General features: G+C 41.4%; 13 protein-coding genes. 11 read left to right on the top strand and 2 right to left on the bottom strand.

Going from position 1 to position 17,383, the window contains the following annotated elements; translation table 11 throughout:
* Positions 1–36: 36 nt before the first annotated feature.
* From CXF60_RS08360 to CXF60_RS08310, 11 genes are all read left to right on the top strand, one after another.
* Positions 37–1,389, top strand: a complete 1,353-nt coding sequence (locus CXF60_RS08360) for a phenylacetate--CoA ligase family protein (protein WP_102091569.1) — start codon at positions 37–39, stop codon at positions 1,387–1,389.
* A 10-nt stretch (positions 1,390–1,399) separates the two neighbouring features.
* A complete protein-coding gene (locus CXF60_RS08355; protein ID WP_102091568.1) occupies positions 1,400–2,593 on the top strand; it encodes a hypothetical protein in 1,194 nt (397 codons plus the stop codon).
* 50 nt (positions 2,594–2,643) lie between these two features.
* A complete protein-coding gene (locus CXF60_RS08350) occupies positions 2,644–3,804 on the top strand; it encodes a glycosyltransferase family 4 protein (protein WP_102091567.1) in 1,161 nt (386 codons plus the stop codon).
* 122 nt (positions 3,805–3,926) lie between these two features.
* Positions 3,927–5,192: a sugar transferase gene (locus CXF60_RS08345; protein WP_228707081.1), complete on the top strand. Its 1,266-nt coding sequence runs from the start codon at positions 3,927–3,929 to the stop codon at positions 5,190–5,192.
* Positions 5,193–5,251: 59 nt separating this feature from the next.
* Positions 5,252–6,724: a capsule assembly Wzi family protein gene (locus tag CXF60_RS08340; protein WP_102091565.1), complete on the top strand. Its 1,473-nt coding sequence runs from the start codon at positions 5,252–5,254 to the stop codon at positions 6,722–6,724.
* 439 nt (positions 6,725–7,163) lie between these two features.
* Complete coding sequence (locus tag CXF60_RS08335; protein ID WP_102091564.1) at positions 7,164–7,568, top strand: hypothetical protein; 405 nt, start codon at positions 7,164–7,166, stop codon at positions 7,566–7,568.
* Positions 7,569–7,930: 362 nt separating this feature from the next.
* The gene (locus CXF60_RS08330) at positions 7,931–9,979 is read left to right on the top strand and encodes an FAD-dependent oxidoreductase (RefSeq protein ID WP_228707079.1); all 2,049 of its coding nucleotides are present in this window, start codon (positions 7,931–7,933) and stop codon (positions 9,977–9,979) included.
* Positions 9,980–10,175: 196 nt separating this feature from the next.
* On the top strand, positions 10,176–11,474 hold the full coding sequence (locus tag CXF60_RS08325) for an ABC transporter substrate-binding protein (protein ID WP_102091562.1): 1,299 nt from the start codon (positions 10,176–10,178) through the stop codon (positions 11,472–11,474).
* Positions 11,471–13,234 carry an ABC transporter permease gene (locus tag CXF60_RS08320; protein WP_102091561.1) on the top strand — a complete coding sequence of 588 codons (1,764 nt, stop codon included), beginning with the start codon at positions 11,471–11,473 and terminating at the stop codon, positions 13,232–13,234. Before CXF60_RS08325 ends, CXF60_RS08320 begins: the two co-directional genes overlap by 4 nt.
* A gap of 132 nt (positions 13,235–13,366) precedes the next feature.
* Entirely contained in the window at positions 13,367–14,008 is a 642-nt protein-coding gene (locus tag CXF60_RS08315) for an ATP-binding cassette domain-containing protein (protein ID WP_102091560.1), read from the top strand.
* Positions 14,009–14,252: 244 nt separating this feature from the next.
* Complete coding sequence (locus tag CXF60_RS08310; protein WP_102091559.1) at positions 14,253–14,879, top strand: CDP-alcohol phosphatidyltransferase family protein; 627 nt, start codon at positions 14,253–14,255, stop codon at positions 14,877–14,879.
* Between the two features lie 44 nt (positions 14,880–14,923).
* Here the strand turns inward: CXF60_RS08310 and CXF60_RS08305 are convergent, their stop codons facing one another.
* Positions 14,924–15,535 (bottom strand): TetR/AcrR family transcriptional regulator, encoded by a 612-nt coding sequence (locus CXF60_RS08305; protein WP_102091558.1) that lies wholly within the window; start codon positions 15,533–15,535, stop codon positions 14,924–14,926.
* A 223-nt stretch (positions 15,536–15,758) separates the two neighbouring features.
* Positions 15,759–17,285 (bottom strand): aldehyde dehydrogenase family protein, encoded by a 1,527-nt coding sequence (locus CXF60_RS08300; protein WP_228707078.1) that lies wholly within the window; start codon positions 17,283–17,285, stop codon positions 15,759–15,761.
* Between the last annotated feature and the right edge of the window lie 98 nt (positions 17,286–17,383).

Raw genomic sequence — 17,383 nt, 5'->3', positions numbered from 1 at the left:
TGTAATAATAATATTAATAATATATGGGGACTATAAATGTCTTTAAAAGAAGATCTGGGACGTCGTAGTCCACATTTGTTACAGAATATAGCCATTAGTGTTTTTAATACCTACCAGTATAGAGTCCGACATGGAGGCAACTATCAGAAGTATCGAGAGTACTTTTCAAAATTCTCAGACGCCTCACTATCTGAAATCGAGTCAGAGCAAAGTAATCGCTTAGAAAGTTTTTTAAATAAAAGTGTTGTTAGATCTAAATGGTATAGCCCTTACAAGGATTACCAGTCCTTGAAAGATTTTCCATTGCTATATAAAAAGGACATTATTGAAAACTTAGGCACAATTGTTACCGTAAAAGAAAAAGATGCTGTTGTAAACTTCACAGGTGGTACCACTGGTGCCTCTATGAAGGTGCTTTATACAAAAGATAATGTTCAAGAGCGTAATGCATTATTAGATCATTTTAGAGCGCAGTATGGCTATAAACTTGGTAAAAGATGTGCATGGTTCAGTGGTAAAAACATAATTACTGAAAGAGATCTAAAAAAGGGCATTTGTCACAAAGATGACTATGTCAATCGTATCCGTTTTTTTTCTACGTTTCATATTACCGACGCCAATTTTGATGTGTACTGGACAGCGTTTTGTAAGTTTTCGCCTGAGTACATAGTGGGTTTCCCATCTAGTGTTTACGAACTATGTGCAATGGCTGCAAATCGAAATTTAAAAATTGAAAGTAAAGTAAGCGCTTTTTTTCCGACTGCTGAGACGCTACTACCTATACATCGCGAGGTTATTCAATCCGTGTTAGGTTGTAAAATTGCAGATCAGTACGCATCTTCAGAAGGGGCTCCATTTATTTTAGAATGCATAGAAGGTAGTCTACATATTCATCCATTGACTGGTGTATTTGAAATAATAAATGATAATATGCAGTCGACACAAGCAGGTGAAATTTTGGTCACATCATTTACGACTGAAGGCACTCCTTTGATACGCTATCGCATTGGAGATCGCATAGCGCTTGCTCCAAAAGAATACAGTTGTGCTTGTGGCTCGGTATTTCCAGTAGTAAAAGCTATTGAAGGACGTTCTACTGACTATATCTCCACTCCTACAAATGGTAAAATCAACTACGTAAACATTACCAATAGTACTAAAGGCGTTGCAGGTATTATTCAGTTTCAGGTGATCCAAAACGAGTTGGAGAAAGTGGAAGTTCTAATTGTTACAAATAATCACTTCGATAAAAAACAACAAGAAAAATTCTATCATGCGCTATCTCAACGTTTTGGTGTAGATGTATTGATCAGTATACAAGTAGTTGATAGCATACCTAAAGAAAAAAGTGGTAAATTTAGAGTCGTCAAAAATAATATTAAATCATAGAGATAACTGAATGTCAGATTTAAGTTGGATCAACAGCTATGGTTTTTTAGGTGTTAGGCTTTTTGATTTGCCTAGTTTACTGATATGCTTACTACTTGTCTCTTTACTTGGCTATAAGTTTAAGATAAAGCAACAATACCAAATAGTATTAGTTTTACATTGTTTTCTACCTTTTATCTTAAACGATGTTCTATTTAGTGCTTCATATATGCCCGACCAATTTAAGTATTGGCGTGCTGTTAATTCTTTAAGAAGTGGACAGCTAGGCGTACTAGAAGCATTAGCAGGTATTGGAAACGTTAATCAAGCCAGTATTTTTTTGGCATCAATACCTTTTCCTACACCTGTCTCAGTTATTAGCTTAGGGTTTTATAATACTTTTATCTATATAATTTTATTTTTTATATTATATGCTAAGAGTATTTTTACTAAGGTTTCTCTTTGGTTTTATTTACTATTTCCAAGTATGGCGTTATATACAGCACTGAGTCTTAGAGAGACCTTGATACTATTTTTTATGATCTTAGCAGTAGTATATGCGAGAGAATCAAAAATACTCAAAAGCATTCTTTGTATGGTACCGATCTATTTGATCAAGTTTCAAAACTTTTATATTGTTGGTCCAGTGGTTTTGCTTTATTTTGTGTTCAATGTTGCAAAAAAAGGCATGGGTTTGACTAAGGCACTTATCATTGGCGTTATTGGTTTAATCTCATTATTAGTTTCTGCTCCTATTGCACTACCATTGGTTAACAAATTCAGGGTCGCTATGTTTGTTGAAGATGGTGGAGATCCAAATAATATTAAGCTAATATCGGGAGCAGGTGACTTTGTTATTCAGGGTCTGACCTCCGGTTTTTACTTTTTATCTAAACCCTTACCTTGGGAAGCATCCAGTGCCTTGCAATTTATACAGTCATTTGAAAATTTGGCTGTTTTAGGTATTCTTTTTTTAATCACCCGCCAAGCTTGGAGAAAAAGTCCAGACAGACTGGCTTTTTGGCTATTGTTTTTGGCCTTGTCGATGTCTGTTTATGGACTAGTCGTAGCCAATTATGGGACTGCGGTAAGGTATCGCTACGCATTTGTTGTAATGTATGTATTGTTTGTCTGTGCAGACTGCAATATTACTCAACTTCGTAGTAAGAAAACAACTAAAAGACATACCCCACCTGTAAACAATCTAAGGCAGCAAGCTAAATAGCTGCGCCTTCATATTTTTATTATTTATACTTCCCACAATGCGTACTGACTATGAAATTTTTAATATGTGCAAACTACTTACCCCATGTTCTGAACTTTAGAGGTAAGCTACTAGAAACAATAGCCAAACTAGGCTACGAGGTACATGTCTTAGCACCGGATCTAGAGTCACATACCAAGGATCATAATACATTACTTAACTTAGGGTATGCTGTACATGCTGTACCTATGCAGCGTACTGGTACAAATCCTATTGCTGACATGAAGACACTGATAGTCACCTATCGACTATTATGTGATATACAGCCTGATTATATGCTTTCTTACACTATCAAACCTATCATATATGGCACTCTAGCAGCATGGCTTGCCAAAGTACCTAAGCGTTTTGTTCTGTTATCAGGCCTTGGTTATACTTTTCAAGAAGTTGAAGAGTCTGGAAAACGCAGTGGATTCCAAAAGTTAGTACATGGTCTATACCAGCAGGCCTTATCTAGATCGACTAAAGTATTTTTTCAAAATCCTGACGACTTAAACCTATTTAAAAAACTTCAGATACTAAAACCTAGTATACCTGCTGTGATAGTCAATGGTTCAGGAGTAGATGTGGCCGACTTTAATGTACTGCCCTTCCCTACAAATGAATCCGGAAATATCATACCTTCTTTTTTACTTATCGCCCGCCTTCTCAAAGATAAAGGTATCGTTGAGTATATTGAGGCTGCCAAAATTATAAAAGAGCAATATCCTTCAGCCCAGTTTCATTTAGTGGGATGGATAGATGAAAACCCAGCAGCAATTGAGCAGACGCAGCTAGATGAATGGATAGCAAGCGGCATCATCAACTACTGGGGCAAACTCGACGACGTTAGACCTGCTATTGCTGCCAGTTCTGTATACGTACTGCCCTCATATAGAGAAGGTACATCGCGATCTGTATTAGAAGCGATGGCTATGGGTCGGCCTATTATTACTACGGATGCGCCAGGCTGTCGTGAGACAGTGACTGAAGGCTTAAATGGTTACTTAGTACCTATTAAAACCGTGAATGAATTATCGTCCGCTATGGAGAAGTTTGTGGTAAATCCTGAGCTGATTACTACTATGGGTAAAGAGTCTCGTAAATTAACGGAAGATATCTACGATGTTCATAAAGTGAACGCTTCAATGATGGAAGAAATGGGTTTGGTAGATTTAAACCATTCAAGTTAGACTTATTCTCATTTTCCTTGAAGTTACTCTTCAGCATCTGATTTAGGTTACTGAATAATTACAGTTTCTTTATTTCTATAATAAGTTATACTTGTCGAGTTTTTCACTGTTTTTAGCACTCTATGAATAAGAATTCATTTATGTTCAATAAAAGAATATTAGCGTCTTTGAAGTTTTTACCTGTTCAGCTACTCATCGGACTATTACTATGCACTTGGATCCCATACTTGTTCTTGGATTGGAGCTATTTAGACCAAGGGTTCAATACGACAAGCACGTTTAATATTCTCATAAGTGGTATGCTTACTTCGTTAACTTTATTTACTTTGAACTTGATACGTCAGTTTCCAGGTATTAATTCGAGTTCATACATACTGCCCGTATTTATTTTTTGGTTTGCTTTAGTTTTTGTGCCTGCTGAATTGACCAAGTATTCTTTTTCTTTGATTTATTATTGCATCAGCGGCATATGCCTACTCAGCTATCTTTTCATTATTGATATAATCAATCGTCGTTATACCGTTCAAACTCTTGCTTATATTCCAGTGGGTAGAGCGATAAATATGCCAGAACAAGTGCCTTCTGCAGATTGGTTAAAGCTAGATACAACCAACTTAGGTCAGCATGTAAATGGCATAGTAACAGATCTTCATAGTTACGATTTGACTGATGATTGGCAAGAGTTCATCGCTCATCAGACTTTGCAAGGCATTCCGGTATACCATCATCGTCATATTCGTGAATCACTCACTGGTAGAGTTAAAATCAACCATATGTATGAAAACGAGCTCGGCTCATTGCTACCTTGTGAAAACTATATGATGGTCAAATATTGTTTTGACTTTCTAATCATCTTAGCGCTATTACCGATGACTCTCATCATTTTTCTATTCACTGCGATAGCAATAAAACTCGAAGACAATGGCAAGGTTTTTTATACCCAGTTACGCGTTGGTCATCGAGGTAAGAGTATCAAAGTCTATAAATTTCGTAGTATGCGTGAGAAAGCTAAAGAAGTCCTGACCGTTGATAACGATGACCGTATTACCAAAGTTGGTCATTTTCTCCGTAGAACGAGAATTGATGAGCTTCCTCAGTTTATTAATGTCCTCAAAGGTGAGATGAGCTTGATTGGTCCTAGGGCTGAGTTTATTGATTTTGCTCTCAAACTTGAACAGCAAGTTCCCTTCTTTAATTATCGTCATATTGTAAAACCTGGCATATCTGGTTGGGCTCAAGTCAATCAAGGATATGCGACTGGTGCCGAAGAAACTAAATTAAAAATCGAATATGACTTTTATTATATAAAGCACATATCATTTACATTGGATTTGCTAATTTTCTTTAGAACCATTCATACCACGCTTACAGGTTTCGGTTCACGGTAAGGCCATGAAATTAATTAATCATCTGTTTCGCTAACACTATAGATTATGAGTAAACTACTATGACAAAACAACTGCCCTACCACCGCTTACATAATTTAAAAGTAATAAGCATTTTATTGAGTTTTGGCATAGTAAGTACATACGCTACTGCTCAAAACATATACGCCAACGATATGAGCCTAAAATCAGAACTGAACTGGTTGAACTCACAAGGTGTCATTCAAATAAGTACTAGTACATGGCCATTAACTGCAAATGAGATCAAGCGCGTACTTAGTCTAGCTAAAGTAAAAACTTCAGAACAACAGCAAATAATACAGTCAATACAACTTACATTAGGGCAAAAACCTAAATCGCTTGTTAACGCACAAGTTGGTCTATACGCTCAAACTGATAGACAACGTTTACCACAAACTTTTGCTGATAATAAAATGTCTACAGTACAGGCTAGTTTACAAGCTGGTATTAGTGAGGAAGATTGGGAACTCAATCTACAGGCCAACCTTAAAAATGATGACCTAATAAATAATGACGATGTGAGTTTTGAAGGCTCTTATATAGCAGGTAAATTTGCTAATCAATGGCTAATAGCTGGACAAATTCCAACTTGGTGGGGCCCTGGACATGATGGTAGCCTGATTCGGGGAGATGCAAGTCTTCCTATCGTAGGTTTGACTATACAGCGTGATGAGCAAAATGTGCCAACCTCTCCCTATTTATCTTGGGTAGGTCCTTGGCAGTATCAATTATTTGCAGGCCAGTTGGACGATTATGAAGCGGTACCAGATGCTAAACTTTTTGGTGCGCGTCTTACTGCTAGTCCATGGCCTTGGTTAGAAGTCGGAGCTTCTCGTACTTTTATGTGGGGGGGAGAAGGACGGCCTGAGAGCTTTAGCTCATTTGGTGATGCTCTGTTAGGAACAAGAGACAACGATACTACTTCTGGTAATACTGATCAAGATCCTGCCAACCAACTAGGAGGGTTTGATGCTCGCGTTAACTTAATGCCACTAGTAGGTGTACCGACTGGTATTTATGCACAGTATATCGGTGAAGATGAAGCTGGTGGCTTACCTGCCAAAAATATGTATTTAGCAGGTATAGACTATGCTTCAAGTATAAATGCGCTGCCTTATCAATTATATGCTGAATATACTGATACTCGTTCTAGCGGTGAAGCACGCGGCATATCCTATGATCACTTTCTCTATACAGATGGTTATTATCAACATGGTTATCCGCTAGGATATGGATTGGGTGGTGACGCCGAAAGTGTGGCGCTTGGTGGTAAGCTTTGGGTAGATAACCAAAACTTTATCTCTACTAAGCTACAATATGCTAAGGTTAATCAATCGAATGAGAGTGACAACCAAGCTTTTCCTGAGCCAGAAACTTTGAAAGTAGCTGATATAGCTTGGGAGCATCAAATGAATCCAAAAACGCTCATTTCTAGCCGAGTCTGGGCACTAGATTCGAACAAACAGTCAACTGATGTAGGTGCTGGTATTGGTCTTGAGTTTACCAATTTTTAGTGTAAAAATTATAGTTTAATAAAAAGACGCCGGTTTAGAGCCCTTTATAGAATTTACGTTCTATAAAGGGCTTTTTGCATTTATACAGGTTAGGCAAATCTTTATAGCGCAAGATAAACGTCAAATGTGTCGACAGACTCAATCAAACGTACACAAATCGAGCTTTTTTAACCTAACATTGCTGGTTTGGTTAAAGAAAGTAACCTAGCGCTATAATTGCTAGAATATGGATATAATCAACTTGAACAGTTATTCAATAACCACTACAATGCGTTTTTAGCACTTCTGGTGGTAATACTTTGTTTATTTTTGAGTAATCACTCAACATTGTTCATATTTTACCTATGTTTGTTACCTTATAGTTCGGTGCCATCGTGCCCGTTTTATTTGCTTAATTTGTTCCAATTCACTTTTACCTTTTCTCAGAAAGAGATAATTCATGCCAAAACATTTACCACTCTCACTACTGTTTCTTCGCCTTGGTGTTTTCATCGTATTTTTCTTCTGGACACTCGACAAATTCGTAAATCCTGATCATGCCGCCAATGTGTTTGCTAAATTTTATGCACTAGAAAACTTGGGCATCACTATTGTTTACCTGATTGGTAGCTTGCAAATCATTCTTATCTTCTCGTTTGTCATGGGTTTATTCAAAAAATGGACGTACGGCATCATTTTATTACTACATGCCGCCTCTACTTTTGTATCTTTTGGTCTTTACCTAACGCCTTTTGACAACTTACTGTTTTTTGCCGCTTGGCCGATGTTGGCGGCTTGTATAGCGCTTTTCTTAATGAGAGATTATGACACCTTGACCTTGGGTAAAAATAATCTCCCAGTATAAACGTCGATAGCAGTGCTTATTGCTCCAGTCGTATAAATGTCAGACAGCAAGACATAATTTATATACTATTAAGACTGCCAACTTAAATTTTTTATCGTAGTTAAGCGATTCAGAAAATTCGATTTGATCGCCACGTTACTCAACTATAGTTACTTAGGTATTGTTACTTAAGTTTAGTTATTCAGATGATGAGTATTCTACAGTTTGAGTAACAACTACGATTTTAGCCTTCGCTCCCTTATTTGGCCGGATTTTTCATGATTAAAAGAATATTTTTAATACTATTAATATTGATATTAGCGGCAAGCTTTTTTTATTTTGACCTAAATCAATTATTGACGCTTGATGGCTTAAAAGGGTCGATGGCGCAATTTAATGACTATAAAGCGCAGTCACCGCTATTGATTATCGGTGGGTTTTTCTTACTATATGTCGTCGTCACTGCCCTCTCCTTACCAGGCGCTGCGATTTTGACGCTAGCCGCTGGTGCGCTATTTGGTTTGGTACAAGGCTTACTCGTTGCCTCATTTGCATCGAGCATTGGCGCTACCATTGCCTTCTTGGCATCGCGTTATTTACTGCGTGACACCATCAAACAGCGCTTTCCTGAGCGGTTGGCAGCTATTGATGCAGGTGTCGAAAAAGAAGGTGGGTTTTATTTATTTACCTTACGTCTGGTACCTATATTTCCATTCTTTTTGATTAACCTATTGATGGGTGTAACGTCTATTAAAACATGGACTTACTACTGGGTCAGTCAAATCGGTATGCTGGCTGGGACCTTTGTCTTCGTCAATGCAGGGACACAGCTGGCACAGATAGACAGCTTATCGGGTATTTTATCTTTCAACTTAATTGTCTCGTTTGCGTTATTAGGTTTCTTCCCCTTAATAGCAAAAGGAGTGTTGAATATGTTTAAAAAACGCCGTGTTTATAAAAACCACACCAAACCTAAAAAGTTCGATCGCAATATGATTGTGATTGGCGCTGGCGCTGGCGGATTGGTCACAAGCTACATTGCCGCCGCGGTAAAAGCGAAAGTCACACTGATTGAAGCAGGTGAGATGGGCGGTGATTGTCTAAATTATGGCTGTGTACCTAGTAAGGCCATCATTAAGAGCGCAAAAATCGCTGACCAAATTCGTCATGGGGAAAACTACGGTCTAGAGAACACTGTACCGCAGTTTTCGTTCAAAAAAGTCATGGCACGCGTACAGCAAGTAGTGGCTGATATCGCACCGCACGACAGCGTTGAACGTTATACCAATCTGGGCGTCGATGTGGTCAAAGGCTATGCCAAATTAGTTGACCCGTGGACAGTAGAAATTCAGCTAAATGACGGCGGCATGCAGACCCTAACAGCGCGCACCATCGTCATTGCCACGGGCGCTCGTCCATTTGTACCACCTCTGCCAGGTATAGAAGAAACAGGTTACGTAACCAGTGACACGCTATGGACTAAGTTTGCTGAGCTAGAAGAAGCCCCTAAGAAGCTAGTAGTACTGGGCGGTGGCCCAATCGGTAGCGAGCTTGCACAAAGCTTTGCTCGACTGGGTTCTAATGTGACGCAAATTGAGATGAGCGATCGCATTATGGGTAAAGAAGACCTTGAAGTGTCTACCTTTGCTCATCAGTCGCTCACTGAAAGCGGTGTCAATATTTTGACCTCACATCAAGCAATGCGCTGCGAGATACGTGATGGCAAAAAATACATTATTGTCAAACACAATGAAACAGAAATCGATATCGAGTATGATGAGCTACTTTGTGCCGTCGGTCGTAGCGCACGCCTTGAAGGTTATGGTTTAGAGGCGCTAGGTATCGAAACCAATCGTACTATCGTAACCAATGAATATCTCGAGACGTTATATCCCAATATTTTTGCCGCAGGCGATATCGTTGGCCCATACCAGTTTACTCATGTCGCAGCTCATCAAGGCTGGTATGCCGCAGTGAATGGTTTATTTGGCAATCTGAAAAAGTTTAAAGTAGATTATCGCGTCATTCCTTGGGTGACGTTTATCGACCCAGAAGTCGCTCGTGTCGGTATCAACGAGCAAGAAGCCATTGATAAAGGCATCGATTACGAGATTACTCGTTTTGAGTTTGAAGAGCTCGATCGCGCCATTACGGATAGCGCGGCTAAAGGCTTTATCAAAGTCATTACGCCAAAAGGCAAAGACAAAATACTGGGTGTTACAGTAGTGTCTGAACATGCAGGCGACCTAATCGCTGAGTTTGTATTAGCAATGAAACATGGTCTGGGTCTTAATAAAATATTGGGCACCATTCATAGCTACCCGACTTGGGCTGAAGGTAACAAATACGCCGCTGGTGAGTGGAAACGTGCTCACGCCCCTGAGACCGTATTAAGTTGGTTAGAAAAATACCATACGTGGCGTCGCGGTTAGTTAATGATAGTTAGTTAATATCAGTTAATTAAGAACAGTTTGCTGATCAACGTCATTAAATGAAGCGATTGGTAGCAAAGTGTTAAAAGACTCCAATAAAGCTGGTTTAGATTTTGTGATATCTGTTTGGTTTGACATGGCAGACTATGAAATCTTTACCAGCTTTACTAACATTTAAATTATAACGGAAACTTGAATGCGCGTTATTACCGCTTTACCGATGCTCAAACGTCTTACGCGATATAGCACCTACGCTATGGTGATGAGCATTTGTATTGGTATATCAGCAAGCACAGCATCGCCAACTACTGCCAATATTAACCAAGACCTATCACCTTGGCAGCAGATAGAAGCCAAAGGCAGCAATCAAGACGTTTATTTCTATGCATGGGGCGGTGATCCACAGATTAACGCTTATCTACAATGGGTCGCCGATCAAGTCGATGATAAATATAACATCAACTTAGTCCATGTTAAATTGAGCGACACCAGTGAAGCAGTCAGTCGTGTACTCGCAGAAAAATCCGCTCACAATGACGATCAAGGCAGTGTTGATTTGGTCTGGATTAATGGTGCTAACTTTGCCACCATGAGTGAAAATTCGTTATTACTTAAACAGTGGGCAAACAAGCTACCCAATTTTGCGCTAACTGACCCAGAGAATAATCCAACTGTAAATTTCGACTTTGGTGTGCCGACCAACGGTATGGAAGCACCATGGGGACAAGCCTCTTTGACGTTTTATTACGACAGCCTGTCGACCAGTAAACCGCCAACAACGCTAACTGAGCTAACCGCTTGGACAGCACAAAACCCTGGCCGTTTTAGCTACCCACAGCCACCTGATTTTTTGGGTATGAGTTTCTTAAAATACGTCTTAGTTATGCTGCATGAACAAAAAGACGCTCAAACGGGTAAAAACACTAGCGTACAGCTCAACTTGCCTGCCACTGAACAAAACACCGCGCTCATATTAGATCCGCTATGGGCGTTTTTGGATGACTTTCATCCAACCTTATGGCGTAAGGGCGAGCAGTTTGTACAGACAGGCGCGCAGATGCGGCGCTTGGTCGATGATACGGAGCTGAGTCTCGCGTTTACCTTTTCAGCACCAGAAGTTCCTGCGGCCGTGCAGCGCTATGACTTACCCCAGAGCATTCGCAGCTATGCCATGAGTGACGGCAGCTTAAGCAATACTCATTTTGTCGCTATCCCTTATAACGCTAGCCATCCTCAGGCGGCACAATTAGTAGCCAACTTCTTAATGAGTCCAGAAGCCCAAGCAAAAAAACAAACCCCTTCGGTATGGGGTGACAAAAGCGTACTGGTTCAATCTACACTTAGCCCTGCACAACAAGCATTATTCAAAACCAAGCAGCCCCATCCAAGCGCCCTGCCCTTTGATAGTGTCAAACGCACGGTAAGCGAGCCGCATCCAAGTTGGGTAGAGGCCATCCAGCAAGGCTGGCAAGCACGTTATGGGGTGAGTCCATGAGCCAAGGTTTTGACAAAATAACGAAAAAAGGTGATAAACCTAGACCTACTACGCTTGAGAAAAAAGACCTGTTTACGCGTATCGTGTCTTTTAGTCCCAAACTCTTAATTCTCATATTAATACTACCTGTACTCTGTGGCCTCATCTGTGTACTGTTGCCTGCCCTGAGCTGGGTTCCTGCCCTTGAAAAAACAACCTTGAATCTGCAAGGGTTTATAGATCTATGGCAAACGCCTGGTATCACGCAGATGGCTGCATTAAGTCTTGCTACAGGACTTATCAGCACCTTACTCGCTTTTGTCATTGCCCTGATGATATTGGCGGCGTTTTTTAACAGTGTTTGGTTGCAGCGTATTGAGCATTTATTAAGCCCTATCTTGGTTATTCCTCATGCAGCTGCAGCCATTGCCGTTGGGTTTTTGATTGCGCCATCAGGCATGTTTGCACGGCTCATCTCCCCGTGGCTAACTGGTTGGGAGATGGCACCCGATGGTATGTTTCCGCATGATCCATACGGTATCAGTATCATCTTGGGTTTAACCTTAAAAGAGCTGCCGTTTTTATTATTAATGGCACTGGGCGCGCTTGCTCAGCCTGAGCTTGGCAAAAAACTGCGCCAACAATATACTGTTGCGCTCAATTTAGGTTATTACCCAATTACTGCCTTTTTTAAGGCGGTCTTGCCCCTGTTATATCCTTTTCTACGTTTACCAATTTTGGCCGTGTTGGCCTATGCCAGTGCGAGTGTAGAGATGCCGTTGATATTGGGTCCTAACACACCGCCAACGCTTGCTGTCTCTATCATACAATGGTTTAACGATGTTGACCTGACATTGCGTATCAAGGCATCAGCAGGCGCATTATTGCAGCTCGTACTGACAGCAGGTTTAGTCGGCTTTTGGCTGGGCAGCGAAAAAACTATCAAGGCAATATTTAGTGTTTCGTCAGTCAATGGCAAACGTCATTATGCAGATACTATCTGGCAAAAAGTCACCGCTATACTTACCGTAGGTGTGATTGGCTTTATGCTCATGTCACTCGCTGGCCTTGTATTATGGGCATTTGCAGGATTTTGGCGGTTTCCAGCGATGCTACCAGAGCAATTCGTATTATTACACTTTCAAAGTGCCTTTACCCAAATGAGCACACCGTTGGTCAATACACTTAGCATTGGGGCCGTCAGTACTGCCTTTGCTGTTTTTCTGACTCTGCTATGCTTGGAAGCTGAGCAACTGAGTGCTAAGCCATTGTCACACTTCACCAGTTTTATTATTTACTTACCGCTACTGGTACCAAGTATCGCGTTTTTATTTGGCTTGGTATGGTTACAGCAGTTGGCCAATCATCAATCAGAATTTTTTAATGTGGCCTTTGCTCATCTTTTATTCGTGCTGCCGTACGTGTTTTTATCACTGGCCAGTAGCTATCGACGCCTAGACCCTCGTTTTGCTCATGTGGCCGCCAGCCTTGGTGCTGCACCCATTAAAGTGTTTTTTCAGATAAAACTGCCGCAGTTATTTGCCCCTATTTTAATTGCTATAGCACTCGGTCTAGCGATCAGCTTTGGTCAGTACTTGCCAACTTTATTGGCGGGTGGCGGACGTATTGCTACTATCACGACTGAAGCGGTGACACTGGCAAATGGTGCCAGTAGGCGTACCAGTGCCGTCTATGCGATTATGCAAATGGCGCTACCGCTCATCGGTTTTATAGTGGCTTGGGTGCTACCCAAATACTTTTTTAGAAGTGGCGCTCGGTAGCAGGCTGACCACGCATAAGAAAAGTTGTGAAAAGCATCAGCTATCGAAAACAGCCGTTATGAAAAAACTAGCTGCTAAAAATACCAAATACTAAAATAATCAGTCGTGAAAAACACAAATAAAGGGATCCTGATGCCATCATCTCTACAGATAAAAGACTTACAGCTGTTTCGTCAAAACGAGCAGTTATTAATTATCAATGAGCACATCGCTGGTGGCGACATCCTAACCGTGATGGGCCCTTCTGGTAGTGGTAAGTCCAGCTTACTGAACTGGCTAACAGGCACTTTGGCTAGCGATTTTACCGCGACGGGTACTGTCTGGTTAAACGATGAGAACGTGACGCACTTGCCAGCGCATTTGCGCCGGATTGGTGTGCTGTACCAAGATGCACTGCTGTTTTCGCACCTATCCGTCGCGGGTAACATTGCTTTTGCCATGCCAAAAGGAAATAAAAAACAGCGAGTTGAAAAAATAGCGCAGTCTTTAGCCCAAGTGGGCTTAGAAGGGATGGGAGATCGTCACCCTGATAACCTATCAGGTGGTCAACAAGCACGTGTTGCCCTACTACGCACGCTGCTGAGTGAGCCCAAAGCGATACTACTTGATGAGCCGTTTAGCAAACTTGATACTCAATTGAGAATGGATACACGGCAATTGGTATTCGATCAGATTCGTACTCATAAGTTGCCTGCTATTATGGTCACGCACGACCAAAGCGACGCTGAAGCAGCTAACGGTAAAATTATTTATCTAGGCCGTATCATCAATTAGCACATTGATACATTTAGTGGCCTTAAAATGGCTAAATTTTGTCAAACATCGTCAGAAATCTTGTCAATATATCCATATTTACGGCGAATTCTTCCTTGTTTGACTGCAATTTTTCTCATTGTAAGCTCCACAATCTAAATGATGACACGTCCCTAGGACAATAGTTTTGGATATCAGAGTCAAATATCAACGCTAAATACCCAATCAAAGTACCAAAATAAGCAAAATACAAAAGGCAGCTCGCATGTTAGACAAGTTTATTACGCCCGTGATCAAGCCACTGCTAACTCCAATAGTAGCGACATTGCATAAGCTCGGTATTACGGCTGATCAGCTTACGGTAGCTGGATTCTTGGTTGGTATGTTAGCATTACCACTACTCGCGTTTGAGCTATGGTATGGCGCGCTGGCAGTGATAATATTGAATCGTATCTTTGATGGGCTGGACGGCGCAATGGCACGCTACGCACAGCAAAGCACAAGCGCAGGCGGCTACTTAGATATTACCCTCGATTTTTTGTTTTATGCTGCTGTGCCACTTGGGTTCATTTTGACTAACCCTGCACAAAACGCTATTGCAGGCGCGTTGTTATTAGCAGCATTTATTGGGACAGGTTCGAGCTTTTTGGCGTTTGCGATTTCTGCTGAAAAGTTTCAATTAGACAAGCCTCAGTTTAAGTATAAAAGCTTTTATTATCTCAACGGCCTCACCGAGGGCACCGAGACTATTGCTCTGTTTATTGCTCTCTGTATTTGGCCACAGCAGTTTGTGCTACTTGCTGGTATCTTTGCTACTGCCTGTGCTATTACTATTTTTACCCGTATACATGGTGGGTATCATACTCTTAAACAGCTAGAATCTTCTAAGTAAGCGTCTGAAGATATATGCCGTCTTGAACACCCGATTATGACATTCTAAGCGTTTACTGAGTTATCGAGTCGCAACGCTTCTATAGATAAGGCCATATCTTCAGCAAGGGCGTGTACTGTCGAGCTTTCTACATCACGCTGTGCAAAAGCACGCAGACCCATGACTTCTGCCTGTAGGCGACGGCCAAGTCGAACCGCATCCAGCTGACTATTCATTTCACCTACATTCTGCGCTTCTTTAAAGCATTCTATAAAGCGTGTCTCCATACCTGCCAGCAGCATTTCCACCTTGGTTAACGCTGTTTGTTCACGCGCACCAAGCTCTAGTAAGCTTTTGACCAACATACAAGCACGGCTCGGTAACGCTTTATCACGAATCCCGCCAAGCTGACGTATGTAAGCCGCAAGGCCTAATAAAGGCGTTTTATGATGGCTCAATACTCGCTCAAGTTCAGTCAATCCTAGACGCGCATAATATTCTAGTGCTTCTTGAAACAGTCCCTCTTTATTGCCAAAAGCTGCGTAGATACTGCCTGGGCGCATATCAAGTGCTTGCTCGATGTCTTTTAGAGAAGTAGCATGAAAACCCTTTTGCCAAAAAAGCTGTAGCGCACGCTCCAAGGCATCATGACGGTTGTAAAGTGCGGTGCGTGACATAATGTGCCCCATTTAAAAAGCCGTGACCTCATATAGAAATGGGCACGGCTATAAAACTTGAATGATTGCTCAATTTTATCCTGAATGGGTGCGACAGTAAAGTTAATATAAGAAACGGTCTGGTAAACAAACGTAATGCTACAGCACGACTTAGCTATCAACAATCCTGTTAATAGCTAGGTGCAAATCTTTATGACGGCTAGCGAGAAACGTGAAAATCTAGTTAATGAGTCAGTAATACGTGCTTGCTTTTCTGATAAGCAGACAAACCATCACCGCCCAACTCACGGCCGATACCGCTTTGCTTAAATCCGCCCCATCCTGCTTCTGGCAGTACGATTTGTTGCTCGTTAATCCAGATATGCCCGGCTTTTATTTGTAGCGCCATCTCAAGCGCAGCAGTCTCATCGGCGCTCACGATGGTAGCTGCTAGAGCAAACTTGCTATCATTAGCTAGGCGAATAGCCTCTGCATTGTCGATAAAGGTTGTACTGACTAATACAGGCCCAAACACTTCCTCCATCCATAATTGGCTGGTCGTTGGTACGTCTGTATAAATCGTTGGGGTTGCAAAATATCCTGAACCAGTAACTATCTCGCCACCAGTCAAACAAGCAAGATGTTCGTCAGCGGCAATATCAAAGAACTTCTTAACTTGATTCAGCTGCTGCTCGCTCACCAATGGACCCATTTGCGTATCTGTCGCGAAACCATCACCTATTTGCAAACTTTCCGTTTTTACTTTTAACGTCTCAAAAAGCTGTTCAGCGATGTCTTGATGTACAACCAAACGCGACGTGGCCGAGCATATCTGACCTGCATTGGTAAATATACCGCCAATGATTAAGTCACAAGCGTAGTCAATATCAGCATCTGCACAGATCACAATAGCAGACTTACCGCCAAGCTCTAGGCTAATGTCTTTGATACCTTTTGCTGCTTGGATCATCACCTTTTCACCGACTATATTACTACCAGTAAACGATACTTTGTCAATCAGTGGATGACTGGTCATAGCAGTGCCCACTTCGGCAGCACCTGGTAAGATATTAACCACCCCTTTTGGCAAACCTATCTCAGACAAGATATTACCTAGCATAAGCTCTGGTAATAATGTCACCTCAGACGGTTTCAATAGCACGGTACAACCTGCCGCTAGCGCAGGTGCCAGCTTCCAAGAAGTCGTCACCATTGGAAAATTCCAAGGGGTAATCAGCGCACAAACACCCACTGGCGAGTATGTCTTTAACAAACGAATACCCGATTCAAGCGTTGATACCTTAGACCATATTGCCTGCTCTGTGATGAGATTGGCATAGTAGCGATAGCAGGCAATGGCGTCCCCTACGTCTATCTTCGCCTCTTCAATTGGTTTGCCGTTGTTTAATACAGACAGTCCAACCAACTTATCGAATTGCTGCTCCATAGACTCTGCAATTGCATTTAGATAGCGGGCACGCTCACTTACACTAGTCTGTGACCAGCTAGCAAAGGCTTCATCAGCCGCTTCGACTGCCTGCTCTACATGGGCACTGGTGCACAGACGTGTCGTTGCAATCTCCTCACCTGAATTTGGATCATACAACGCATGGTTATTTCTATTATCAAAGCTTGCATTATTACCGTCAGTCGCGAGGGCTTCAATCGTAACCCAGTCACCATTGATATAAGCGGCATTTAATACAACTTCGTTTTGAGCCGTTTGTATGGCAGTTTCTCTGGTTAAATCTGTAGAGTTCAGCATTTCCATAATGGTCAATCGCCTTATATTTTTGATCAAATTGTCTTTATGTGCGTAACGTCATTGGCTAAATGGTCGGTTTAACTGACTACAGAAAAACCGACCAT

It is taken from the genome of Psychrobacter sp. 4Bb (genome assembly GCF_002836735.1).
Classification (GTDB): domain Bacteria; phylum Pseudomonadota; class Gammaproteobacteria; order Pseudomonadales; family Moraxellaceae; genus Psychrobacter.
Note: the sequence above shows the minus strand (reverse complement) of the source record. Positions and strands in the feature narration are given on the sequence as shown.